Here is a 24,036-nt window from a genome sequence, read left to right on the forward strand (position 1 = left end):
GCTGCGTCTCGGCAGTCCCATGTAGGAACAAATCCGCTCGCTCCAGGCGTCGCTGCGTCTCAATAGTCCCATGTAGGAACAAATCCGCTCACTCCGGGCATCGCTGCGTCTCGGTAGTCCCATATAGGAACAAATCCGCTCGCTCCAAGCGTCGCTGCGTCTCGGCAGTCTCATATAGGAACAAATCCGCTCAGGCCAAGCGTCGCTGTGTCTCAATAGTCCCATGTAGGAACAAATCCGCTCGCTCCAGGCGTCGCTGCGTCTCGGTAGTCCCATGTAGGAACAAATCCGCTCGCTCCGGGCGTCGCTGCGTCTCGGCAGTCCCATTTAGGAATCCGCTCGCTCCAGGCGTCGCTGCGTCTCGGTAGTCCCATGTAGGAACAAACCCGCTCGCTCCGGGCGTCGCTGCGTCTCGGCAGTCCCATAGCAGTCTCATATAGGAACAAATCCGCTCACTCCGGGCATCGCTGTGTCTCAATAGTCCCTGTAGGAACAACTCTGCTCGCTCCGGGCGTCGCTGCGTCTCGGCAGTCCCATGTAATTAAGAAAAGGGTGAATTCTGAGCTTCACCCCGAAAGTTATACCTTCTGATATGTTAAAAAGACGCACGTTTGCTGTGCGCCTTTTCCCTCATTTTGTTTCTTTGCTCATTTCGCTTTTCGCTTATTTGTACAAGGGCCCGTAAGCCGCGCACGCCCGATAATCCGCGCCTTCCGGATCCTTCGTGCCGAACGCGCTCCAAGCGCTTGGCCGCAGCAGCCGCTTCGCGTCCACGTTGTGCATGTTGACGGGGATGCGCAGGATGCTTGCCAGCGTGATCAGATCTTCGCCGATGTGACCGCAGCTGACGACGCAGTGGTTGGAGCCCCAATGCGCCATGACCGTATAAGCGTCTTCGAAGACCGGATCGCCCGGTACCAGGTTAGGCGCAAACCACGTCGTCGGCCAGGTCGGCGTCGTCCGCTCGTCGAGCGCGGCGTGCACGTCTGCCGGCAGATCGACCGTATAGCCTTCGGCCAGCTGCAGGACCGGACCGACGCCTTCGACCAGATTGAGTCTGGCCATCGTGACGGGCATGCCGCCCCGCGTCAGGAAGTCGGTCGAGTGGCCGCCGCCCGCGAACTGATCCATATAGGTCGGGCGCCAGGATGTCGCAGCCAAACAGCGTTCGACCTCTTCCTCGGAGATTTCCCAGTGCGGCTTCATGGCGGGCAGCCCGTCCCTCGTCATCTCCCCTGTGCCGTCGAGCGCCGCCGGCCCCGAGTTGATCAGGTGCAGCACGCCATCGGCCGCGCGTCCCTCCAGCCGATGACCGGTCACGCGCTCCACTGCCTCGGGACTCCAGTACGCGCGCACGTCGGCGAAGATTTGCGCCGTGTTCGTCAGGTAATGCTGGAACAGCATCGTCACCGCGTTCAAGTTATCGTTTTCCGTCGCGACGATGTACGGCTCGCGCGTGCCGTTCCAATCGAACGAGCTGTTCAGCACCGCCTCGAGGAAGTCCGCGCTCGGCAGATGATCCGTCCACTCCCGCTGTCCCTGGAAGCCGGATGCGATCGCGTTATAGCCGTATGCCTCCTCCTCGAATCCCCGCTCGGCAAGCCGCGGATTGCCGATCATCAGATCGCGGACGATAAGCGCCATTTTGACGACCGTCTCCCAGTTTTGCGCCTTTTGCGCTTCGGGAATGATCAACGCCTCGGGGTTCGGATCGGTGCCTTCGATGCATTTCTCCTTCACCCATGCAAGTGCGCGCACGAACTCCTCCTCGTCGTAGATGCCCCGTTCGATGCGGCGGCTCACCTCCGTCATGTCGACATAGGCGTTTTTCATCCCGAGATACCGCTGATAAAAATCGTCGTCGACGATGCAGCCAGCGATGCCCATCGACACCGAGCCGATCGACAAATACGATTTGCCGCGCAGCATCGCCGCCGCAAGCCCCGCGCGGGCGAAGCGCAGCAGCTTGTCGGCCGCGTCCGCCGGAATCGTCCGCTCGCCGATGTCCTGGATGTGCCGGCCGTAGATTTTGAAGACCGGCAGTCCCTTTTGGTTGTGCGCCGCATGAAGCGCGCCCATATATACCGCGCCCGGACGCTCCGTGCCGTTAAAGCCCCATACCGCATGCGGCAGCCGGGAGTCCGTCTCCATCGTCTCCAGCGGATAACACCAGCCGGAGGCAACGGTGAGCAGCACGCCGACGTTTTCCTTCGCGAACTTGTCCGCGCAGTCCGCCGCTTCCTTGAGGCCGGAGATGCAAACGTCGTTCACGACGCAGGCGACCGGCGTGCCGTCCGGATATCGCAAATTCGCCGACAGCAGTCTGGCGGCTTCTAGCGCCAGCTCCATCGTCATTTCCTGGGTCGCCGCCTTCACGAGCTTGCGGCGGTCGATGATCGGCCTTATGCCGATCTTCGGAAAGCCGCGCTCGTAGCGATGTGCCAAATCCGCCATATGCTTCGCTCCTCGCTCATTTCGCTCTAAGCTTGTTTACTCGTAGGCTCGTAGGGCCGACTCTCAGGCTCGTATGCTCGTAGGCCCGTATGCTCTCAGGCTCTCAGGCTCTCAGGCGCAGCTCGCCGCTGCGCGCATGAACTCAAGCCAGCCCGTATTCCGCCATTTTCCCGCGAATGAACCGCACGCCTTCCTCGACCAGCGCGTCGCCGCTCGGCGCGAGCTGGCGCCATACCCAGGTGTTCATGTTGTCCGTCACGTCGACGAACGACTCCAGCGCGGCGTAGCCCGTATAGCCGATCTCGGACAGCGCCCGGAAGATCGCGTCCCAGTCGACGAGGCCCGTGCCCGGGATGCCCCGGTCGTTCTCGCAAATATGATAGTGAATCAGCTCGGAGCCTGCCGCCTTCGTCGCCTCGTAAAAGCTCTTTTCCTCGATGTTCATGTGGTAAGTGTCCAGATGAATCTTGATGTTCGGCTCGCCGATCCGCTCCTTAAGCGCAAGCGCCTGCCCGCACGTGTTGACCAGATTCGACTCGTACCTGTTGACCGGCTCGAGACCGATCTGAACGCCGTATTCCTGCGCATAGACGGCCGCCTCGCGCAGCCCCTCCGCCGCCCAGTCCCATTCCTGCTCCGTCGGCCGGGCGTTCGTCTCCTTGACGTGCTGCGAATAAACGACGCCCGACAGGTTCGTCTTGCCGATGGCGGCGGTCGCGCGCACGCAGTCCTTCAAATAAGCAATGCCGGCGGCGCGTACCGCGGGATCGGCGCTCGTGATGTCCGTGCCGCGCAGCAGCACCGTGGACGTCACCGCGTCAAGCCCGGCGTCCGCGAGCCGCCGCTTCACGGCGGCGGCGTCGAACGTATCGAGCGTCATGAGCGGAATCTCGATGAAGTCGAGACCGAGTCCTTTGACGCGATCGATGAGGCCGAGCGTCTCGTTGCTCCACTGAGAGCACCAGGCGTAGGCGTGAATGCCGAGCTTCATGATACGGACACCTCCAGGTGCTTGATCAAATTTTGCGTCGCAAAAAAGTCCCATGTTGCGCACCGCGCCCTGCGTCGACGCCGCGCAATGCGAGCCCGCGATCAGGTTGCCGAGCGCGAGCAGCTCCGGATTGTCCGGCGGCTCCTTCTCGAACACGTCGATGCCGGCGCCCCAGATGCGGTTCGCACGCAGCGCGTCCAGCAGTGCCGCTTCGTCGACGAGCCCGCCGCGCGCCGTATTCACGAGCACCGCGGTCGGCTTCATCAACGCGAACCGCTCGCGTCCGATGATGCCGGCCGTCTTGTCGTCAAGCGGCAGGTGCAGGCTGATAAAGTCGGCCTCGCGAACGATCTCGTCCACCGTGTCGCGATAGGCAATGCCATGCGCCGCCGCGACGGCTTCGTCGCGGAACAGATCGTAGGCGAGCACCTTCATCCCGAAGCCGGCCGCCCTTCGGGCGACCGCCTTGCCGATCGCGCCGAGTCCGAGCAAGCCCAGCGTCTTGCCGTAAATGTCGATCGCGGCTTCGGCCTTCCACACGCCGTCCCGGCAGGCCCGGTCGATGACGTTCACTCGCCGGGCAACCGCCATCATCAGCGCAAACGCAAAATCCGCCACCGCCTCGGTGTTCGACCCCGCCGCCGTCGCGACACGAATCCCCCGCTCCTCGGCGTATTTCAAATCGATGTTGTCCGTCCCGACCCCGTACTTGGAGATGATTCTGAGCCGGGGCGCTTGCGCCAGCACGTCGCGATCGAGCGGATCGACGCCGACGATGACGCCGTCGGCATCGGCAAGCAGCTCCTTCATCTCGTCCTTCGTCAGAATGCGGCCGTACGGGTTATACACGACGTCGTACCCCTGCGATGCGAGCAGATCGATCGGTGCCGGATCCGACTTGCCGAACGAACGGGGCGTCACGACGATTTTCAGCTTTGGTGCCATGACGGCAGCCCTCCTTTGCGCGGCGCTCTGCTCATTTCCACTTCGGATTGTCGAGCACGGCGGGTACTCCGTCGCGTTCGACGACGATTTTCCGATAGCCCTTCGTCTCGATCGAGCCGTAGTCGTGCCCGGCGTCCGCCCGGAAGACGTAGAAGGTAATCAGCGGTTCATGCCCGGTGTTGATGCTGCGGTGCGCGTACCGGCCCGGCACATAGACGGCCTTGCCCGGCGCGAATTCCTGCACGACCCAGTCGCCCTCCGGATTTTCCATGAGCATCATCCCTTTGCCCCCGATGCAGTAGTACACTTCGGCCGTGTCGAGGATCGTATGGAAATGCCCCTTGGTCATGTAATATTCGTCGCCGACCTTTCCCGGATAGACGATGCTCGTGCCGAACGCCAGATTGCCCTCGGATTCGGGAATGCCGAGCTCATGGAATTCGTAGACGAGCGGGTCGGCTCCGCCCTCGAGCAGGCGGCCTAGCGCCGCGTCGTCGGCGTACATGCCCTTCATTTTCGATAAATGCCGCTTCAGCGAAGGCGCCGCGTCGGACAAACCGTTGTTCAGGCTGAAATAAAGCGCAAACGGGGTTAACGGGTTTGACAGCTTCGTACCGGTAGCGTGCGTATGCGTCATGTCTTTGCAGCTCCTTTCGTTTCGCCGCTGCCGCGCAGCTCCATCGCGATCCGCTCCAGCCGGTCGAACGTCTCGCCCTCGATCGGCACGTGGAACACCTCGGAGATGACCTGCGTCCAGCCGTGAATGAAATAAATCCAGCCGTCCTCCACGTGGAGCCGCCGCTGCTCCCGCTGACGAAGCGCCTGATGCATAAAGTCGAGCGCGCCGCGGTAGTTCAGCTCCCATACGAGTCCCTCTTCCGGAAAAATGGCATCGTCCGTAAGCGGAGAGCCCGGGCGGTCCTTGCCGAGCCCCGTCGCATTGACGACAAGCGAGCCGGCGGGCATCTCCGCCAGCACCGCGTCATTGTCCGCCGGCTCCGGACACAGCCTGTATTCGAACCGCACAGGCGTATCGATCCGGCCGAGCAGCTCGCGCGCCGACGCGAGACGCTCCGGACTGCGATTCGTGATCACGATCGTGCCCGGCACATCGTCTTCCCGCTCCGGCGCCGTCAAATAGCTGCAGATGGCGAGCGCGCTGCCGCCCGCGCCCATGATCATCGCATGGCCGCCGGTCCGCTTCCAGTGTCCCGGCGGCACAAACGCCTCGAGCGACAGCCCGCTTGAGATCGGGTCCTTGGCGTGTCCGGCGAGCCGGCCGTCCGCCTTGGAGATCGACGAGATCTCCTCGAACGTGACGGCGAACGGGTCCAGCGTGTCGAACAGATCGCGTGCGGCGTTGAACAGATCGATCTTGTGCGTCGTGACGAGCGCGCCCAGGGAGAGCGGGTCCTCTTTGATAAAACGGACGCATTCCCGGTAAACCTCGGGCTCCGCGTGAATGGCGATATCGATGCCGACCATCTTCGGTCCGCCGAGGCCGAGCGCTTTGGCCCACAGCGGGAACAGCTTCATAATGGACGATTGTCCGGTCGTCACGCCAACGAAGTACATCGTCGGCGACGCCGCGCTTGGCGGCAGTTTCATAGGTTCGCGCTCCTCTCATTGCCACCGGACATCGCGCCTCGGGGCATCTGTGTATATGCTGGTTTCCTTATCGTTCGAACGTTTCGACCGGTTCCTCGTTCTCGTTCAGACTCGCATACAACGCCTGCATGCCGTCCACCGCTCGGCGGTACCGGCTTGCGGCAGCCGCGTACAGACGATGCCTACCGGCATCCGGCTCGATCGCATCTCCCGGCGCCGCGAAGCGCTCCGCCGCTCCCGCCAGATCCGGGAAAAGCCCGACACCGTGCCCTGCGACGAGCGCCGCGCCGATCAGCGCCGTATCCTCCGCCTGGAGCGGCCGGTACGCAATGCCGAGCGTGTCCGCCTTGATGCGGTTGAACAGCGCGCTGCGCGCGCCGCCGCCCGCGACGTGCACCGCTTCGTACGAGGCGCTGCCGACGAGCCGCTCGAGTGTGCCAAGGTAATGTTTGTATTCGTAGGCGACCGATTCGAGGATCGCCCGGAACAGCGCGCCGCTCTCGTGGGACCAGGCCATGCCGGTCCAGCTGCCGCGCAGACCCGGCGTGTTCGGACAGACGCGTCCGCCGAAATGCGGTACGAACGTCAGCCCCCCGCAGCCGGGTTCGACCGCCTCGGCCAGCGCGTTGAGCTCGTCGTAGCTCGCGCCGGCGAGCCGCTTGAACCAGGCGAGGCATTGACCGCCGCCGTTGATATACGCGAGCGGCGTCCAAAGTTCGGGCAGCGCCGAGCGGGCGTAGATCAGCGTCTTGCCTTCGGTATCCGGCCGATACTCGGCCGTGCAGCAGGACAAGACCGACGCCGTGCCCGCCACGTCGAACAGCAAGCCCGGCCGCGCGATGCCCGCGCCGAGCGTCGCCGCTGCGGTATCGCCGAGGCCCGCCGCGATCGGCGTGCCCGGCCGCAGTCCTGCCGCGGCCGCGTATCGATCCGTCAGCCCGCCGACGATGTCCCACGGACGAACGATGGCGGGCATCTTGGCGCCGTCGACGCCGAACGCCCGCAGCAGTTCGTCCGACCAGGCCATCCGCTGAATGTCGGCGAAGCCGGCAAAGTGAAGATGCGTATGATCGATGAACGCATCCTGCGCGCGCAGGCCGGCAAGCCTGCCGGCGACGAAGGCGCTGGGTACGAGGAATTTGGCGATCGCACGATAGACCTCCGGCCGCTCGCGCCGCCACCACAGAATTTTCGGTCCGTGCGCATAGGTGACCGGACTGCCCGTGATGCCAATAAAAGCGTCCTCGCCCCAATCCCGAATGATCGGCATGGCCGCTTCGCAGCGGCTGTCGAGCCAGGAGTCGTAAGGCGTCACGGCCTGCCAGTCCGCGTCGATGCCCAGCACGCCGGCCATTTGGCCGCCGATCCCGACGGCGGCTACGCGCGCGGGAGAGATGCCCGTGCGGTCCATGACCGACCGGATGGCGGAGACGACCGATCCGAACATCTCGTCCGGGTCCTGCTCCACCTGTCCGGGCGCGGGACGTATGAGGTTCGAGGGCACGAACGCGCTGCCAAGCAGTTGGCCGTCCGCGGAGACGAGCGCGGCTTTTGTCCCCTGCGTGCCGAGGTCCACGGCGACCGTGAAGTCTGGGCGGCTATTGTCGGATGGCAAGTGGTCCCTCTCCCCCTCTAATCGAACGCGATGACCGTCTTGATGCCCTGCGAGCTGCCGGCATGGCGCAGCGCCTCGTCGAAGCGGTCGATCGCATAACGCGCGGATACGAGCTTGCCGACGTCGAGAATGCCGCTCGCGATAAAATGAAGCGTCTTGCGGAAATGCGCGTTGTTCGCCTTCGTGCTGCCCGTCACCAGCAGCTGTTTGTAATGAATGATGTTTGTGTCCAGCGCGACGGGGACGCTGTCCTTCGGCAGGCCGCCGAAAAAGTTGATTCGGCCGCCCATCGCGGCAAGCTCGACCGCGAGCTGCTGCGCTTCGGGCGACGGATTGGCCGTCACGATGACGTCCGCGCCCCGGCCGCCGGTTTGCGTTAGCAAGCTTTCCTTCAGCCCGTCGGCCGGCAGCGCGATAAACGAAGGATCGATGCGGCACGCCAGCTCCAGCCGGCCGGTCGATCGGTTGCTGAGGAACACCCTGCCGGCGCCCGACATTTTGGCGAGCTGAGCGTACATGATGCCGATCGGACCGGCGCCGATGATGAGCACGTCGTCTCCGGCGCGGATCGGGCACTGCTCGATCCCGTTGTACACGCACGACAGCGGCTCGTTGACTGCCGCATGGTCGAACGTCACCTGCGCCGGCAGCTCGACGACGTTGCCGAAGCGCAGCGCCTGCTCCGGCACGCGCACGTACTCGGCGAAGCCGCCGTCCGTCTGGACGCCGAGCGCCTCGTAGCTCGCGCACAGATGCTGGTTGCCGCGGATGCATTCTCCGCAGATGCCGCAGCCCATATTGGGCGCGATCCCGACGCGCATGCCGACCCGATAGCCGGTCACCTGCGCGCCGACCTCGGCGATCTCGCCGCTCAGCTCGTGGCCGAGCGTCCGCGGCGACGCTTCGGAGATGCCCGGAAAGCCGTTTTTAATCATCCGCATATCCGTCCCGCAGATGCCCGCGCTTCTGACCTTGACGAGAATCTCCCGGTCCGTGATGACCGGTACAGGCACCTCGTCCAGCCTGATGTCGCCGGGTCCGTACAATCTGGCCGCTAACATTTTCGCTTCTCCTCCTTAAAGCCTGACCGGCGCGCCGCTCTTGATCGACGCGTTGCCGGCCTCGACGACGCGCACGGCCATCTTGCCGTCATGCCCCGTCACGCGGGGCGGACGGCCTTCCAATATCGCGGCGACGAAGTCGGTATCCTCGGCGAGATATGCTTCCTTGAAAAGCGAACGCCAGCTGTTCATGAACGGCCGTCGAAGCAGCCGGTCCGGCCCTGCGACGATCGTCGTCTTCTCGTGCGTCTGACCGAGGAAGATGACGCCCTCGGTGCCGAGAATCTCGACGCGGCTGTCGTAGCCGTAGCGGACGGCGACCGCGCCGTCGATGCTGGCCTGCGCGCCGCTCGCGAAGCGGGCCGTGAGCGAGACGTTGTCGTAAAAGTCCGGGTAGTCGGCCGCGACATGCCGGTTGCGATAATTGCCGCCGATCGCGTACACCTCCGACACCTCCGAGCCCGAGAACCAGCGGATCGTGTCGATGTCATGGCTGTTGACCTCGGCGAGCGGACCGTTGCTCTTGGCGAGGTCGTACATCCAGGGCATCGGCTGGCTCGGTCCGCGCGTCAGCGACTTGACGAGCACGACCTCGCCGATCGCGCCTTCGTCGATCGCCCGCTTCGCTTCGACGAAGCTTTCGTCGAAGCGTCTCATGAAGGCGACCTGCAGCGTGACGCCGGCCGTCTCGCATGCCGCGATCATGTCGTCGCATTCGCGAACGCTGATCGCCATCGGTTTTTCGCAGAGCACATGTTTACCCGCCTGCGCGGCAGCTACGACGATATCGCGGTGATAAATCGTCGGCGTCACGACGACGACGGCGTCGATCTCCGCATCTAAGAGCGCTTGCCTGTAGTCCGTGTAGTACCGGTCGATTCCGAGCTCCTTTGCCGCCGAAGCGGCCGTTTCTTCGATCGGATCGACGACGGCGACGAGCCTGGCGAACGGCACGTTTTTACGGAAGTTGGCGGCGTGGATCATGCCCGCTCTCCCCGCCCCGATCACGCAGACGCCGATTTCCCTTTTTTTCATAATCCCATTCACCCGCTTTGAGGAATCAATTAATATTCAGATTGCGAATCATTGTCCTTCATTGCCGTTCATTGTCGTTTTCTTTGAAAATGAAAAGGTTCAACACAGAATTCAACTAAATAACAATCGTTTTCTGTTATATAGTATAATTGAGAACAACCGCTTGCTTGATTGATCATTTTTGCGATCGGGCGCCGATATTTGCGAGAATCATTCAACCTCGAAGGAAGATGGCCATGAACGAAGGAAATACGGACGTCCTGTTCGCGGAAGAGCGGCAGGCGGCAATCGCCAAAATGGTGCAGGAGCTGGGGAAAGTACGCGTACCCGACCTCGTGGCCTTCTTCAAGATGTCGCCGGCTACGATCCGGGGCGACCTGCGGGATCTTGAAGCCAAAGGGTTGATCAAGCGCACGCACGGCGGCGCGATACCGGGCGACGCCCCGCCAGTCGGGTTCGAGCCTGACAATACGGACAAGACGGCAAAAGCGCTGCCTTTGAAGCAGGCGATTGCCAAAAGGGCTGCAGGCCTGGTCGAGGACGGCGATATTATCCTCTTGGACGCCGGCATTACGACCAAAGCGATGTGCGAATACCTGCAGGAAAAACAGAACCTGACCGTCCTCGTCAACGACATCGAGATCGCCTCGATGCTCGAGCATTTCGACAACGTGTCCGTCGTCCTCATCGGCGGCCTGCTGCGCCGCGGTTTTCATTGCACGGTCGGCCCTTTTGCCGTCAAGCTGCTCTCCGAACTGAACGTGGACAAGACGTTCCTCGGCACGAACGCTTTCAGCGTACGCAAGGGCTGCACGACGCCGGACATGAATCAGGCCGAGGTCAAGCGAACGATGATCCGTATTGCGACGCAGGTCGTCCTTCTGTGCGACAGCGCCAAGATCGGCAAAAATTCGTTCGTGCAATTCGCCGACCCCGGCGAGATCGATCTGGTGATCACCGACAGCCGGATCTCCGCACAGCACCTGCGAGAAATGACCGAAGCGGGCTTGGAGGTGATGGTTGAGCACGTCGGCTGAAGATGGCTGCCGCGCGCAAGACCAAAAGTGCTATTTGGAGTTCTCACACAGTCCGGTAAAAAGGTGCTGCAAAGGGCAAAAAACCGCCGGGGCAATCGCCCTGACGGTCTACTTTAACCTTTATCTGCGCTTTCCGCTTTCCGCTTTCCGCTTCCTGCGTCTATTTGCGTTTGCCCTGCCGGCTAGTTAAGGACCTCTTCTACTGCAAGCGGCGTCAGCGCGGTCGTCCGATCGAGGAATATAAAAGCGTCGTACCGCTCCGCCAGCTTGGTTGGCACATAATTGCCCCGCTCGAATTCGGGATCATAAACGACGCCGATGGCGCGATGTCCCACCGGCGCTTCGCGCAGAACTTGCTCGGCATCGTCGAGCATGAGCAGCTTGTCGGAAGGCTCGATCCGGTGGAGCAGCTCTTCGAGGCTTCCCGGCTGCGCAGGAGGAACCTTCATCGCCTCCTGCGGACGTCCCCAGGCGCGCCCTGCGATCACGGTGCCTTCATAGGTGCCGAACCCGACCGCATAAACCTCCGTGCCGTAAGATTCGCGGAGCAGCTGTCCCACGTTCACCATGCCTTCTTCGCTCATGTCCGTCGCGCGCGCGTCGCCTATATGGGTATTGTGCGCCCACACGATGGCCCGCGCCGCAGGTCCGTGAAAGGCCAGGAGACGTTCAAGCGCCGCAACCATGTGCCGATCGCGCACGTTCCAGGATTGCGCATCGTTACGGATCATCGTTCTGTAGTAATCCTCCGCGCCCTTGACCGCGAGCGCGTTCAACTCGGCGGCAAGCTCTTCCTCGCGATCTCCCGGGTCGGCGGTCCGCCATCTGTCCTGGAGCTTGCGAAGCAGCTCGACGACTTCGTCCTCGCAGCCCTCGCCGTAGAAGTTGGCCGCGAGGCCGTACTGCTGCGCCTCTTGCCCGTGAGGCTCGAAGCACGCGAAGGCGCGTCTGGCCGCTTGCAGATCCGCGCCGTCCTTTTGCCCGAGGTACTTCAGGATCTCCTCCATCGACTCCCACAAGCTGTACAGATCGATGCCGTAAAAACCGACCTTGTCTTCCGCGGCTTTGCCGTCGTTGAACACGCGCAGCCAATCGGCGAAAGCGGCGACCTCGCGATTCGCCCACATCCAGCTCGGCCAGCGCGCGAAGTGCCGCAGGGCTTCGGCCGCGATCGTCCCTGCCGCCTCGTCCCCTTTTACATAACGGTTCAGCACGTAACAGGACGGCCAATCCCCTTCGACCGCGACGAACTTGAAGCCTTTCTCCACGATCAGGCGCTTGGACAGCTCCGCCCGCTCGGCGTAAAACGCAGACGTACCGTGCGATGCTTCGCCGATCAATGCGAATCTCGCTTCGCCGGCGCGATCCACGAGCGCCTCCGCGTACGCGGCGCCGGTAAAGGGCGTCGCATGCCGCTCCAGCGCCTGAAGCGTTTCGAATTCATTTTTGCGCATACCGGTCTCCCTCGCTTAGAAACGATCGGCAATCCCGTTTAGCATGCGCGTTGTCATTAAGCCCGATACCCGCCTTCCTTCAGCTTATGCCCAAGCAGCGAGAAAGCAGAGCGCAGCCGATCCTCGGGCACGGCCGCATAGCGGTCGCCGATGGTCGCTTCAAAGCCGCTGCCCCCGTCGTCAAGCGCCTTGACCCAGGCGGACAGGCCTACGCCGGTCTCCTCGGCGACGCCGGCCAAGATCGATTCCAGCGCTTCCTTGGACACGTCCGCATGGACGTGGAACATGTTGGACGCCGGCACCGCCGGAACGGTGCGTATCGTATCGGCGCAGCCGTTGTACATTTCCGCCAGCGCCATCGCTTCCTCGTAGTATTGCGCCATTTTGCCGATGCGCTTGTCGAAGTAGTAATCCGAGCTGATGACGTACGGATACAGACTGATCAGGTCCCCGCCATGCCGCCGTTTCCAAACTTTAGAACGCTCGGTCAGCGCCGGTTCTCCCGCCAGTATCGCGCCGGCGACGCCGCCGAGCCCTTTATAAAACGACACGTACGCGCTGTCGAACAGCGCGCAGATTTCGGCGGCCGACTTTTCGTAATGAGGCAAAATCTCGAACAAACGCGCGCCGTCCAGATGAAGCCTGATCCCGCGGCTGCGGCAGTAGGCCGAGATTTCCTCAAGCTCCGCATACGGCGGCAGCTGGCCGCCGATCTCCCGCTGGGGCAGCTCGAGCAGCAGGCAGGCCGCGTCATCCTCCAAGTCCCGAACGTCTTCGGGACGGATGAGCCGATCCCGATCGGCCAGCAGCACGGTCTCGATCCGATGCAGCGCCTTCAGGCCGTCCTCCTCGTAGAGCTCCAGATGACTAAGCGGGTGGTAAGCGACCTTGCGCTTCCCCGTCTCGTCGCAATGAATCCGCAGCGCGATCTGCTGCGCCATCGTTCCGCTCGGGAAGAAGACGGCCTCCGGCTTGCCCAGATAGGCGGCCATTTTCGCCTCAAATCGCTCGATCGTATCCCCTTTTCCGTACATATCGCTTGCCGTATCCCCGTCCGTTCCTTCCAGCGATTCCAGCAAAACCCGAACGTTGCGCTTGCCGTGGCCGACGACCGGATACTTGCAGTTTTGGAATGCATCCGCCAAAGTCATGCTGTCTTTCATGTCGATGCCTCCCTGATTTTCGATTATCCTAGTATATCATGCAATTTATCGTTGACACTTCCTCCCAGACTCATGTATGAATAGACTGTACGTATAAACGCATAGATGCGGATGATGGCAACGGGAGAGATCGCCCACGACGTATTTGGAGGCGGCGCCGAAGGAGTAACCCTTTAACCAGGAGAATCTCTCAGGCAAAAGGACCTTTGCCGGACGCGACTCTGGAGAGCATTCCGCGGCGAGATGCGGGATCACCCACGGGGAAACTTAGCGTCGGGCCGAACGTCAAGCCGGAACTAAGGTAACTCTCAGGTACAAAGGACAGAGCGAAAAGAGGACGCAGGCAGCTTCGGCTGGGGGCGCGCTTTCTTTTTGCGGCTGTCCTTTTTTTGCGTCCATGCAAGTCCGGGCAAGTTAAGACGAATTCAGGCAAGTCTTACCGACACTTCGATCAAGGAGGCGAACGACGACAATGACCGATTTGAAAAGGACACCGCTCTACCCGCATTATGCCGAGCTTCCCGGCGTGCGTTGCATCGATTTCGGCGGCTGGGAGCTTCCCGTGCAATTTTCGGGCATTCAGAGGGAGCACGACGCGGTACGGCAGCACGCCGGTCTGTTCGATGTCTCCCATATGGGAGAGTTTATCGTGACGGGCGGGGCCGCGGAGCGCTTTTTACAGCGGCTGACGACGAACGACGTCTCGAAGCTCGCCGACGGCCAGGCGCAGTATACGCTCATGTGCAATCCGGAAGGCGGCGTCGTGGACGACCTGCTCGTTTATCGGATCGCGGCGGATCGCTATATGGCCGTCGTCAACGCGTCCAACATCGACAAGGACTTCGAATGGATGCGCGCCCAGCTGCCCGAAGGCGCCATGCTCGAAAACGCATCGGACCGTCTCGCCCTGCTCGCCCTTCAGGGCCCTCGCGCCGCAGACATTCTCCAGGCAGCCGGCGCCTCGCAGGACGTGCTGGCGCTTCCCGCCTTCCGCTTCAAGGACGACACCCCGATCGCCGGCGCCGGCGCGTTGGTCTCCAGGACCGGTTATACCGGCGAGGACGGCTTCGAGATCTACGTGTCCGCCGACCGGGCGGGAGACGTCTGGCAAGCGCTGATGGCGGCCGGCGAGCCGTTCGGTCTCGTGCCCGCCGGACTTGGCGCCCGCGATACGCTCCGCTTCGAAGCGCGTCTGCCGCTTTACGGGCAGGAGCTTTCGGACGCGATCAGCCCGCTGGAAGCGGGCGTCGGCATTTTCGTCAAGCTGGACAAGGACGACTTCATCGGCAAGGACGCGCTGGTCAGACAGAAGGAAGCGGGTTTGCCCCGCAAGCTAGTCGGCATCGAGATGATCGATAGAGGCATCCCCCGCTCCCACTATCCCGTCTTCGCGGGAGAGACGCGAATCGGCGAAGTCACGACGGGAACCCAATCCCCGACGCTGAAGCGCAGCCTGGGTCTCGCGCTGATCGATTCGGCGCACGCGGCGCCCGGAACCGCGGTCGAAGTCGAGATTCGCGGCAAAAGGCTGAAGGCGGAAGTGATCAAGACACCTTTTTACAAACGAACGCACAAGGAGCGCTAAAGGACCATGACGAATCTCCATCGATACATCCCGATGACCGAGCAGGATCAGACCGACATGCTGGCGACGATCGGCGTCTCGTCCGTTGACGCGCTCTTCCGCGACATTCCGGAGGCGATCCGGTACCGCGGGACGCTGCCGATGTCCGGCGCGCTCGACGAGTTTTCGCTGCTCGAGCACATGAAGGCGCTGGCCGGACGCAACGCGGATACCGACCGCTACAAGAGCTTCCTCGGCGCCGGCATTTACGACCATCACGTTCCCGTCGTTATTAACCACATGATCTCGCGCTCCGAATTTTATACCGCCTACACCCCCCTATCAGCCGGAAATCAGCCAGGGCGAGCTGCAAGCGATATTCGAGTTTCAATCGTACATTTGCGAGCTGACCGGCATGAAGGTCGCCAACGCCAGCATGTACGACGGCGTCACCGCGCTGTCCGAAGCGGGCGCGCTCGCCGCCGGCGCCACCCGGCGCAAGCAGCTGCTGGTCTCCCGCGCCGTCCACCCGGAAGCGCGCGAAGCGCTTCGCACGATGGCTCGCGGGCTCAACCTGGACATCGCCGAGATCGGCTTCGCGAACGGCGTCACCGACCTCGACGCGCTGCGCGAAGCGATCACGGACGATACGGCCGCCGTGCTCGTGCAATCGCCGAACTTCTTCGGCGCGATCGAGGACCTGGCCGCCATCGAGCCGATCGTCCACGGCGCCAAGGCACTGTTCGTCGTCAGCGCCAATCCGATGGCGCTCGGCCTGCTCGAGACGCCCGGCAAGCTCGGCGCGGACATCTGCGTCGGCGACGCGCAGCCGCTCGGCATCTCGCAATCGCTCGGCGGCCCGACCTGCGGCTTCTTCGCCGTCGCGGAGCCGCTCATGCGCCGCATGCCTGGCCGGATCGTCGGCCAGACGACCGACATCGACGGCAAGCGCGGCTTCGTGCTGACGCTCCAGGCCCGCGAGCAGCATATTCGCCGCGAGAAGGCGACGTCCAACATCTGCTCCAACCAGGCGCTGCTCGCGCTTTGCGCCTCGATCTATTTGTCGACGATGGGCAAGCAAGGACTGATCGATGCCGCCAACTTGAATTTGCAGAAGGCGCACTACGCGGCGGGCGAGCTGGCGAAGCGCGGCTTCGCGCTGCCGTTCGGCGCACCGTTCTTTAACGAGTTCGTCGTAAAGCTGCCGGCAGGCGTCTCCGTTCAAGCGACGAATCTCAAGCTGCTGGAAGCCGGCTTCCTCGGCGGGTATGATCTCGGCATCGCGTATCCGGAGCTATCGGGTCATATGTTGGTTGCCGTTACCGAAAAACGAACGCGCCAGGAGATCGACAGCTTCGCAGCCAAATTGGAGGAGGTGGCCGTATGACCGCATCGACGAGTGCAAGTCCGAATGCAGCACCGACTGAAAAAGCGTTGATCTTTGAACTGAGCAAGCCGGGCCGCGTCGCTTATTCGCTGCCGCCGTGCGACGTGCCGGAGGTGCCGGCCGCCGAGTTGATTCCCGCTTCCCTGCTGCGCGAGACGCCGGCCGCGCTGCCCGAAGTGTACGAAGTCGACGTCATCCGCCACTACACCGCACTGTCCCGCCGCAACTTCGGCGTCGACAACGGCTTCTACCCGCTCGGCTCCTGCACGATGAAGTACAACCCGAAGATCAACGAAGATACCGCCCGCTTCCCCGGTTTCGCGAAGATCCATCCTTATCAGCCGGAGGAGAGCATCCAGGGCGCGCTGGAGCTGCTGTACACGCTGCAATGCGATCTCGCCGCCCTCACCGGCATGGATCAGGTGACGCTCCAGCCTGCCGCAGGCGCCCACGGCGAGTGGACCGGACTCATGATGATCCGCGCCTACCACGAGAGCCGCGGCGAGCATCGCACGAAGGTCATCGTGCCCGATTCCTCGCACGGCACGAACCCGGCGAGCGCCACGGTCGCCGGGTTCGAGACGGTCACGATCAAATCCGACGAACGCGGGATGGTCGATCTGGAGGCGCTGCGCGCGGCCGTCGGGGCCGACACCGCGGCGCTCATGCTGACCAATCCGAGCACGCTCGGCCTGTTCGAGGAGCAGATCGTCGAGATCGCCGCGATCGTCCACGAGGCGGGCGGTCTGCTGTACTACGACGGCGCGAACGCCAATGCCATCATGGGCATCGCGCGGCCGGGGGATATGGGCTTCGACGTCGTGCACTTGAACCTGCACAAGACGATGAGCACGCCGCACGGCGGCGGCGGGCCGGGCGCCGGTCCGGTCGGCGTGAAAAGCAGGCTGATGCCCTTTCTCCCGAAGCCGCTCGTCGCACGCCGCGATGACGGCACGTATTTCTTCGACTACGATCTTCCTCGATCGATCGGTCGCGTGAAGGCGTATTACGGCAATTTCGGCATCCTTGTCCGCGCCTACACCTACATTCGGACGTACGGACCGGAAGGCTTGCGCCGCGTGTCCGAATGCGCGGTGCTGAACGCCAACTATATGATGGCCCGCCTCGCGCCGCACTACGAGATGCCCTACCCGGGCGTGTGCAAGCACGAGTTCGTCATGTCGGGCCGCGGTTTGAAGCCATTCGGCGTACGCACGCTCGACGTCGCCAAGCGGCTGCTCGACTTCGGCTACCATCCGCCGACGATCTACTTCCCGCTTAACGTCGAGGAATGCATCATGATCGAGCCGACCGAGACCGAGAGCAAGGAGACGCTGGACGGCTTCATCGATACGATGATCCGGATCGCCGAGGAAGCCCGCACGAACCCGGAGCTCCTTCTGAACGCGCCTTACGGCACCGTCGTCCGCCGTCTCGACGAGACGACCGCCGCCCGCAAGCCCGTGCTCAACTGCGCTTGCAGCTAAAGCCTGCGTCTCAGTCTTTAGTCTATAAGTCTGTCTGACATCCAGTCCGTCTGCCTGCGCGCAGCCCCTCCCTTTGCGGAGCGGCTGCGCGTTTGATTTATTTGGCATTGGACGACGCGCTGGAGGCGTTTTATGATGAGGGAAATGAGTCGACCGGTCGAACGAATCGCTTTTGAAGGAGGCAAATGGCAGGCATGTCTTTATTAATCGGCTCGCACGTATCGATGTCCGGCCCCCGCATGCTGCTGCAGGCCAGCGAGGAAGCGGCCTCATATGGCGCGAATACGTTTTTGATCTATACCGGCGCGCCGCACAACTCTCGCCGCAAGCCGATCGAAGCGCTCCAGATCGAACCGGGCGCCGCCCACATGCGCGAGCACGGCATCTCCAACATCGTCGTTCACGCGCCGTTTATTATCAACCTTGCGAACACCTTCTCGCCGCGCACGTTCGAATTCGGCATCGAGATGCTTCGCGAGGAGCTCGCGCGCACGGAAGCGCTTGGCAGCCGGCAGCTGGTCCTGCATCCCGGCTCGCATGTCGGCGCAGGCGCCGAAGCGGGAATCGCCCGCATCGTCGAAGGACTTAACGAAGCGCTGTCCGAACGCCGTGGCGTACAGGTATCGCTCGAGACGATGGCGGGGAAAGGTACGGAGTGCGGCCGAAGCTTCGAGGAACTGGCGCGGATCATCGACGGTGTCGCGCACAACGAGCGTTTGTCCGTCTGTCTCGACACCTGCCATATCCACGATGCGGGCTATGACGTCGCGGCCGACTTCGACGGCGTTCTGGACGAATTCGACCGCATCGTCGGCCTGGATCGGCTGAAGGTGCTGCATATCAACGATTCGAAGCACGATCGAGGCTCGCGCAAGGACAGGCACGAAAATATCGGTCATGGCCGAATCGGATTAAAAGCGCTTCGATATGTCGTCCGTCACCCCCCAGCTTCAGGGGCTGCCCATGCTGCTCGAGACGCCGTCGATCGGCGCGAAGAAGTACGTTAACCCGCCTTACAAGCATGAGATCGCGCTGCTTCGCGGCGAAGTGGACGAGCCCGTCGTGAAGACGTCTGCAGTGTCTTGAATCAATCACAATACCTGCAAATATACATCCTTTTTTAGAAGAGACCGACCTATTCAGAAAAAAAGATGCGAATATGCATTTATTTTCCTCTTTCGGCGGCATAATCGGCATGTACTTTAAAATTACCTGCGCATTTGCAGGAATTTCATCCAGTGTCGCTAGGTAAGCAGAAAATACATGTACGAATGCAGGTTTTTCGACTCACCAAACCTCCGAAAAGCGCCGACGCACCAAATGCGCGCTCACCAGTCTTTCAGTTTGCCGCCGCCCAAGCCAGAATGTTAAAAAAACGGTGAAGCCGCGTGCGCTTCACCGTTCATTGCTCTGCCTGCTGCTTTACTGACCTTACTTAACTTTCTTCACCTTGCGATTGCCACTACTTCACCACATTGTTCAAAAATTGCTCGATCGGTGCCGTATCCGTGATGTTGCCGTTGCAGACGACGCTGTCCGCGCACATATAATTGCCGATCGCCTTGTAATAGTCCGGCGAAGCGTTCGCGGGCCTGGACTTCGTAAGCGCAGTGAACAGGCCGACTTCCGTCTGCCGGTTGCAGACGAAGCAGGTCCCCTTCTTGTTCGTGGCCGTGAACCGGCCTTCGATGCCGACGAGCCGTCCGTCCAGCGGGTACACGATAAACAGCTTGTTCGCGGCGATGTCCGACCAACCCAGATAGCTGATCGCCTTCCTGTCGAGCGCGGCCAGATCCGGAAGCTTCAGCTTCTTGATCTTCGGGAACAACTTTTTCAGCTGCTGCTCCGTCCCCGTCTCGAACGGTATCCGGCAGGTCTCCAGAGAAGCCAGATACAGCTGAAATTCCGGCGCCGTTCCCAGCTCTATACCCCGCAGCACAATCTGAAGCGCCTCTATGCTCGCTTCCGGAAATGCCTCAGTGAGCTTGAACTGCATATTCGAACGGACCGATTCGACGATCTTCGGGTCCGCGACGGTCGCGCAGGCTTGCTGCAGAAGACCGACTTGTTTTTTGATCAGGTTATATTGGTGGTTTCTAATGAATGGTTGCATGCTTTCAGCCCCTTAATTAGTATAGTTCGCTAATTAGGTGCAAAGCCCACGATTAGAAACGATAACGCTGGTACGGGCGATCGATTAAAGCTGAAAGTCCGGCCCCATGCAAAGTATCGCCCTGTTCGCAGGCTTTGCATGAGTTAAGCGCATTCCGGCAAAGTGATTTGCCATCAACTAACGCCCCCCTCTCCACTTGCATTATACCGAACGTCGTAGTCAGGGACAAATATTTCTCTGAACTGTCCGGCCCATGGCTCCAGCATTGGAGGCAACAGCTCGTAAAGCTCGTTCGCTTTGTCTTTATAAAGCGCCTGCACGACCTTGCAATATTCGATGCAGCCCGAATCCCGCGCGTACTGCACGAATTCGCGCTGTCTCTCGGCGAACTGCTCGCGCGACAGCGTACCCGCATAATATTCGTTCAGCGCCGGGAATTCTGCATGGCTGTCTTCGAGCATGAAAAGGACGGGCAGCGTACGCTTTTTATGCAAAAGATCGTTCTTGAAGTCAAGCCTCAGTACGTCTCTTGCGTCATTCTCGATCTGGGACACGATGCCCCCGCATACCGCCAGCTGGTTCAGCGTCTCCTGCACATTGGAGTCGACCCCGTCGACAAGCGCAGATCCCATATAGACGGCCAGCTGCAATAGAGTGCCGGATTTATCGGCAACCATGTGAAAATAATCTTCTTCTGACAGCACCTTATCGGTGATGTCCGCCTGCTGTCCTTGAATCGACCTAGCCAGCAGACTGCCGACGGCGCTGCCGATCCCTGACTGGCCGCATTGGCCGAGGATCGCCGCGAACATCGCCAGCACCGCGTTGAGCGTAACCGCCGGCTCGCATGTCATCCAAGGCCTGTTCGGGCTATCCCGATCCTGCAGGTCGTCCACGATGTCCAGCAGCAGGATGATCAGCTCCGTCAGCGCTGCGTGCCGCTCCAAGTCTGGCGACCGTCCACCCAGCATCCGATGCGTACAGCGGGTCATTTCTGCCCAGGACGTCTTTTCGGAGGCCTTCTCCGCAATAAAGCTCCGCAGCGTCGCGTTCAGCGTAGGCTCCAGCGCGTATTCGTCAACCATGCGGTGAAGCTCCAACAGAATGCTCTCGTCCATGTCCGTCTCCCTCTCAGCCCTGATATTGCGGGCTCTGCACGAATCTCTCAATCGCCTGCGCACGCGTCTGAACGCCCAGCTTCTCGTAGATGCGCCGCAAATAATTGTCGACCGAACGTTTGCTGATATACATTTGCTCGGCGATCTTCTCGTACGTATCGCCCTTGATGATCAGCGTCATCAACAGCACCTCTTCGTCCGTCAACAGCTGGTTGACGGCGTCTTTGCCCGTTACGTTCTTGAGCTGCGGCAGCATGCTCTGCGGCAGGACGATGTGATCGTCCAGCACGCAAGCGACGATATGCTTCATCGTCGACTCGGTGACGCCTTTGGAGATGATGCCTCCGATGAGGCCGGACAACAGAAAAGGCAGCAAATCCGATACATCGACGCCCGTGAAAATAATGATTTTGAGGTTGGGATGCGCCGCCTTTAATTGCTCCGCGACCTGCGTGCCGCTCAGATCGGGCAACTGATAATCCAACAGCACCAGATCGGGACGCACGGCAGCGGCTAGCTGAAGGGCATCCTCACCGCTCTTTGCAAACCCAGCTGTCTCGATTCTGTCCATCTGGCTAACAAGCTGCAGCGTCGCCTGCGCCATCAGCGGATGGTCGTCCACGACGATCGTTTTATATTTTCGCTTCATGCCGTCATCCCTTCTTTAAGCGGGATTGCGGCGCTGAACGACATGCCGCTGCCTTGGCCGGACTTGATCTCGAATACGCCGCGCATCGATAAAATTCTGCTCTTCAACTGCTCCAAACCGATATGCGAGCCTCCGATCTCGCGTACGGCGTCCTTTCCGGACATGAAGCCCATTCCGTCGTCGCGGTACTGAACAATCAGTTTGCCGCTGGAAGCGCTAAGGCTAAAATTCACTTTGGTTGCGTTCGAATGCTTCTTGGCATTATTGATCAGTTCCTGGAAGACGCGGAAGAGATGACGCTTCATCTCGATATCGCAGGATTCGATCATGTCGATCCCCCCCGTACCTGAACTCAATTTCAAAAGGAAGAGTGGTTTGCTCGAGCTCGATCAGCTTATCGATCGTTCGAACCAATCCCAGCTCCTGAAGCAAATACGGATGCAGCTCGAAGCAGCTCTGGCGCAAATTCATATTGATAATGTCGATATAATCCAGCAAGCTCTTCGCCTGCTCCGAATCCTGCCAATCATCCGCATACTTATCAAGCAATGCAGCCAGCTTTCTTTTTAAAAAGAACAAATCCTGCATCGTCGTATCGTGAAGATCGGTTGCGATCCGAAATCTTTCTTTTTCTTGAAGTTCGAACATGAGTTTGCGAAACCAAGCGATGTCGTTTGCGGTTTCCTCGCTAGGGACTTGCGATGCCAAATGCTCAAGGCGTTCAGACATTTTACGAATTAAATATAAGTTTTCCAAACTTACAGATAAATACGAAATAATTAAATTGAGCCATTGAAGTTCTTCATTACCGAGTTGCGTGTTGGTTTTCTTTTGAGTTAAAACAAGGTAGCTTGCATAATCTTGATTTCGAGTCAACTCAAACAATAATAAGTCTGAGTCATATTGAGAATTTGATGATACTTGAATTTCAATCTGACTATGGTCGATCTCACCTACACTAATGATTTCTGTAGAATTGTTATGTTTAAATATAACGGCTCCTCCGGACACGTTTAGACTCTCAAGAATGTCTACAAGAATCATTTCTTTCAGCTCTTTAAAGCTGGATATAAAACTCAACTTCTTTGCGATTTTTTTTTAATGAATTTTGCAAAAAATGTCTTCTCGGAAAAATAACGCGCTCCCAACGAGAGGATAAATATTCTAATGAGAATAGAGTTCCTGATAAAATTACTAACGTAAAAATAAAAGTCAAAAGCAAGGTATCAAACTTCAGGTTTGTAGGAAATAGCACAAATATAATGCTGACCATTAAAAGACTTGGGACAACTGACACAGTAGTGGTTAGAATTAATCTCCGCACTACAAGGTCAATATCATAGATTTTTTTTGGCTAATAAAAGATATGTAAATGATATTGGAAATAAAAGAATAAACCAGGTCGTGTAAACGGTATGGACCCAAACTTCACCCAAAATTATTTTTGAAAAAAAAAGAAAGAAATACAATTGGAAATACTGATATGGAAAAAAATACTCCAACGGATTTAAGGAGAGTAGATACATATGGATTACTATTTTTATTTGTTCTGTAAATGTAAAATAAAAAAACAATATCAAATAATACGCCTAATGAAAAAAATACCAACTCGAAAATAGCCTGAACATCATGCAATTTATAATTAAACTTTAGATCAAATAAGTACAAAATTTCAATTAATGATGTACCTAAGATTATTCTATAAATCCAACTAAAAAAACCGTGTACTTAAACGAATCTTACTCTTTTCATGCAAGAAAACAAAAATAAAATGCAGCAAAACAACCGGTATCAACTTCATGCAAATACCGATTGTAAATTTCCCCAGAAAATCCCCTCTTATAGAAGCTCCTAAACTAAAAAAAAGTTAAAGATATACTTATAAATACGAACGATAAATAACGAGCTGACAAGGACTTCCTCACATTAGAAATCAAGAGAAACGATAACAAGAAACTGAACAAACCTTCGATCAATGAAGCTGTATCAGCTTTCGTAAGTTTAGGATAATTCTCAAAATTGATCGTTTGAATTTTATTATCCTGAAATATTTCTATAAATTTCGCTTTATTAATTGTTCTCCATTTTTGCACGGAACGATTTGATAAAACTTCCTTTCCATCAATGCTTAAAATCTCAGTGCCAACTTTTAAACTTGTTTTAAAAGCCTGACTTTTTGGATCAATTCCAGTTACGTACCACTTACCGTTGCTATATGCAACTTCAATATCAATATATGGATATTTCTCTATCACACTAATAAACCAAATTAAGACTGCCAATAAAACTAAATAGAGAATCGGATACATTTTTTTATTCGACATTATTCTCCCCACTCGTCGTTTTTATGGTATA

The 24,036-nt window shown here is 59.1% G+C and carries 18 protein-coding genes, 2 pseudogenes and 1 riboswitch; of the genes and pseudogenes, 5 read left to right on the forward strand and 15 right to left on the reverse strand.

Annotated elements, in window-relative coordinates; translation table 11 throughout:
• Positions 1-663: 663 nt before the first annotated feature.
• The 7 genes from OMP40_RS28630 to OMP40_RS28660 form a co-directional block, all read right to left on the reverse strand.
• Positions 664-2,454, reverse strand: coding sequence for an L-fucose isomerase (locus tag OMP40_RS28630; RefSeq protein WP_277536433.1), 1,791 nt, complete (start codon positions 2,452-2,454; stop codon positions 664-666).
• Between the two features lie 142 nt (positions 2,455-2,596).
• Entirely contained in the window at positions 2,597-4,390 is a 1,794-nt protein-coding gene (locus OMP40_RS28635; RefSeq protein ID WP_277536436.1) for an NAD(P)-dependent oxidoreductase, read from the reverse strand.
• A 31-nt stretch (positions 4,391-4,421) separates the two neighbouring features.
• A complete protein-coding gene (locus OMP40_RS28640) occupies positions 4,422-5,027 on the reverse strand; it encodes a glucose-6-phosphate isomerase family protein (RefSeq protein WP_277536440.1) in 606 nt (201 codons plus the stop codon).
• Entirely contained in the window at positions 5,024-5,998 is a 975-nt protein-coding gene (locus OMP40_RS28645) for a shikimate dehydrogenase family protein (protein WP_277536442.1), read from the reverse strand. Before OMP40_RS28645 ends, OMP40_RS28640 begins: the two co-directional genes overlap by 4 nt.
• Before the next feature lie 67 nt (positions 5,999-6,065).
• Positions 6,066-7,613, reverse strand: coding sequence for a xylulokinase (locus tag OMP40_RS28650; protein WP_277536445.1), 1,548 nt, complete (start codon positions 7,611-7,613; stop codon positions 6,066-6,068).
• A gap of 17 nt (positions 7,614-7,630) precedes the next feature.
• Positions 7,631-8,674 (reverse strand): alcohol dehydrogenase catalytic domain-containing protein, encoded by a 1,044-nt coding sequence (locus tag OMP40_RS28655; protein WP_277536446.1) that lies wholly within the window; start codon positions 8,672-8,674, stop codon positions 7,631-7,633.
• A gap of 15 nt (positions 8,675-8,689) precedes the next feature.
• Entirely contained in the window at positions 8,690-9,709 is a 1,020-nt protein-coding gene (locus tag OMP40_RS28660; RefSeq protein WP_277536448.1) for a Gfo/Idh/MocA family oxidoreductase, read from the reverse strand.
• Positions 9,710-9,945: 236 nt separating this feature from the next.
• Here OMP40_RS28660 and OMP40_RS28665 point away from each other — a divergent pair, with 236 nt between their 5' ends.
• Positions 9,946-10,746 carry a DeoR/GlpR family DNA-binding transcription regulator gene (locus tag OMP40_RS28665; RefSeq protein ID WP_277536450.1) on the forward strand — a complete coding sequence of 267 codons (801 nt, stop codon included), beginning with the start codon at positions 9,946-9,948 and terminating at the stop codon, positions 10,744-10,746.
• A gap of 182 nt (positions 10,747-10,928) precedes the next feature.
• Here the strand turns inward: OMP40_RS28665 and OMP40_RS28670 are convergent, their stop codons facing one another.
• Both OMP40_RS28670 and OMP40_RS28675 read right to left on the reverse strand, forming a co-directional pair.
• Positions 10,929-12,200 carry an erythromycin esterase family protein gene (locus tag OMP40_RS28670; protein ID WP_277536452.1) on the reverse strand — a complete coding sequence of 424 codons (1,272 nt, stop codon included), beginning with the start codon at positions 12,198-12,200 and terminating at the stop codon, positions 10,929-10,931.
• 56 nt (positions 12,201-12,256) lie between these two features.
• Positions 12,257-13,363 carry a threonine aldolase family protein gene (locus OMP40_RS28675; protein ID WP_277536453.1) on the reverse strand — a complete coding sequence of 369 codons (1,107 nt, stop codon included), beginning with the start codon at positions 13,361-13,363 and terminating at the stop codon, positions 12,257-12,259.
• Between the two features lie 111 nt (positions 13,364-13,474).
• Positions 13,475-13,579: riboswitch (glycine riboswitch) on the forward strand.
• A 256-nt stretch (positions 13,580-13,835) separates the two neighbouring features.
• On the opposite strand from OMP40_RS28675, the gene gcvT reads away from it, so the two are divergent.
• The 4 genes and pseudogenes from gcvT (at position 13,836) to OMP40_RS28695 (ending at position 18,887) form a co-directional block, all read left to right on the forward strand.
• Positions 13,836-14,948: a glycine cleavage system aminomethyltransferase GcvT gene (gene gcvT, locus OMP40_RS28680; RefSeq protein WP_277536456.1), complete on the forward strand. Its 1,113-nt coding sequence runs from the start codon at positions 13,836-13,838 to the stop codon at positions 14,946-14,948.
• A gap of 6 nt (positions 14,949-14,954) precedes the next feature.
• Positions 14,955-16,314, forward strand: a pseudogene (gene gcvPA / locus OMP40_RS28685) (aminomethyl-transferring glycine dehydrogenase subunit GcvPA).
• Positions 16,311-17,801 carry an aminomethyl-transferring glycine dehydrogenase subunit GcvPB gene (gcvPB, locus tag OMP40_RS28690; RefSeq protein ID WP_277536457.1) on the forward strand — a complete coding sequence of 497 codons (1,491 nt, stop codon included), beginning with the start codon at positions 16,311-16,313 and terminating at the stop codon, positions 17,799-17,801. Before gcvPA ends, gcvPB begins: the two are co-directional and overlap by 4 nt.
• Positions 17,802-17,995: 194 nt before the next feature.
• Positions 17,996-18,887: pseudogene (locus OMP40_RS28695) on the forward strand (deoxyribonuclease IV).
• 376 nt (positions 18,888-19,263) lie between these two features.
• On the opposite strand, the gene OMP40_RS28700 reads toward OMP40_RS28695, so the two are convergent.
• The 6 genes from OMP40_RS28700 to OMP40_RS28725 form a co-directional block, all read right to left on the reverse strand.
• Entirely contained in the window at positions 19,264-19,914 is a 651-nt protein-coding gene (locus OMP40_RS28700; RefSeq protein WP_277536460.1) for a FusB/FusC family EF-G-binding protein, read from the reverse strand.
• A 173-nt stretch (positions 19,915-20,087) separates the two neighbouring features.
• Positions 20,088-21,032, reverse strand: coding sequence for a polyprenyl synthetase family protein (locus tag OMP40_RS28705; RefSeq protein ID WP_277536463.1), 945 nt, complete (start codon positions 21,030-21,032; stop codon positions 20,088-20,090).
• Between the two features lie 13 nt (positions 21,033-21,045).
• The gene (locus tag OMP40_RS28710; protein ID WP_277536466.1) at positions 21,046-21,681 is read right to left on the reverse strand and encodes a response regulator transcription factor; all 636 of its coding nucleotides are present in this window, start codon (positions 21,679-21,681) and stop codon (positions 21,046-21,048) included.
• Positions 21,678-22,010: a sensor histidine kinase gene (locus OMP40_RS28715; protein WP_277536468.1), complete on the reverse strand. Its 333-nt coding sequence runs from the start codon at positions 22,008-22,010 to the stop codon at positions 21,678-21,680. The genes OMP40_RS28710 and OMP40_RS28715 overlap by 4 nt, the downstream gene beginning before the upstream one ends.
• A complete protein-coding gene (locus tag OMP40_RS28720) occupies positions 21,943-22,725 on the reverse strand; it encodes a histidine kinase (protein WP_277536470.1) in 783 nt (260 codons plus the stop codon). Before OMP40_RS28720 ends, OMP40_RS28715 begins: the two co-directional genes overlap by 68 nt.
• An 812-nt stretch (positions 22,726-23,537) precedes the next feature.
• Entirely contained in the window at positions 23,538-24,005 is a 468-nt protein-coding gene (locus OMP40_RS28725) for a hypothetical protein (RefSeq protein WP_277536472.1), read from the reverse strand.
• Positions 24,006-24,036 lie beyond the last annotated feature (31 nt).

The sequence above is a fragment of the Cohnella rhizosphaerae genome (assembly GCF_029525575.1).
GTDB classification, from domain to species: domain Bacteria; phylum Bacillota; class Bacilli; order Paenibacillales; family Paenibacillaceae; genus Cohnella; species Cohnella rhizosphaerae.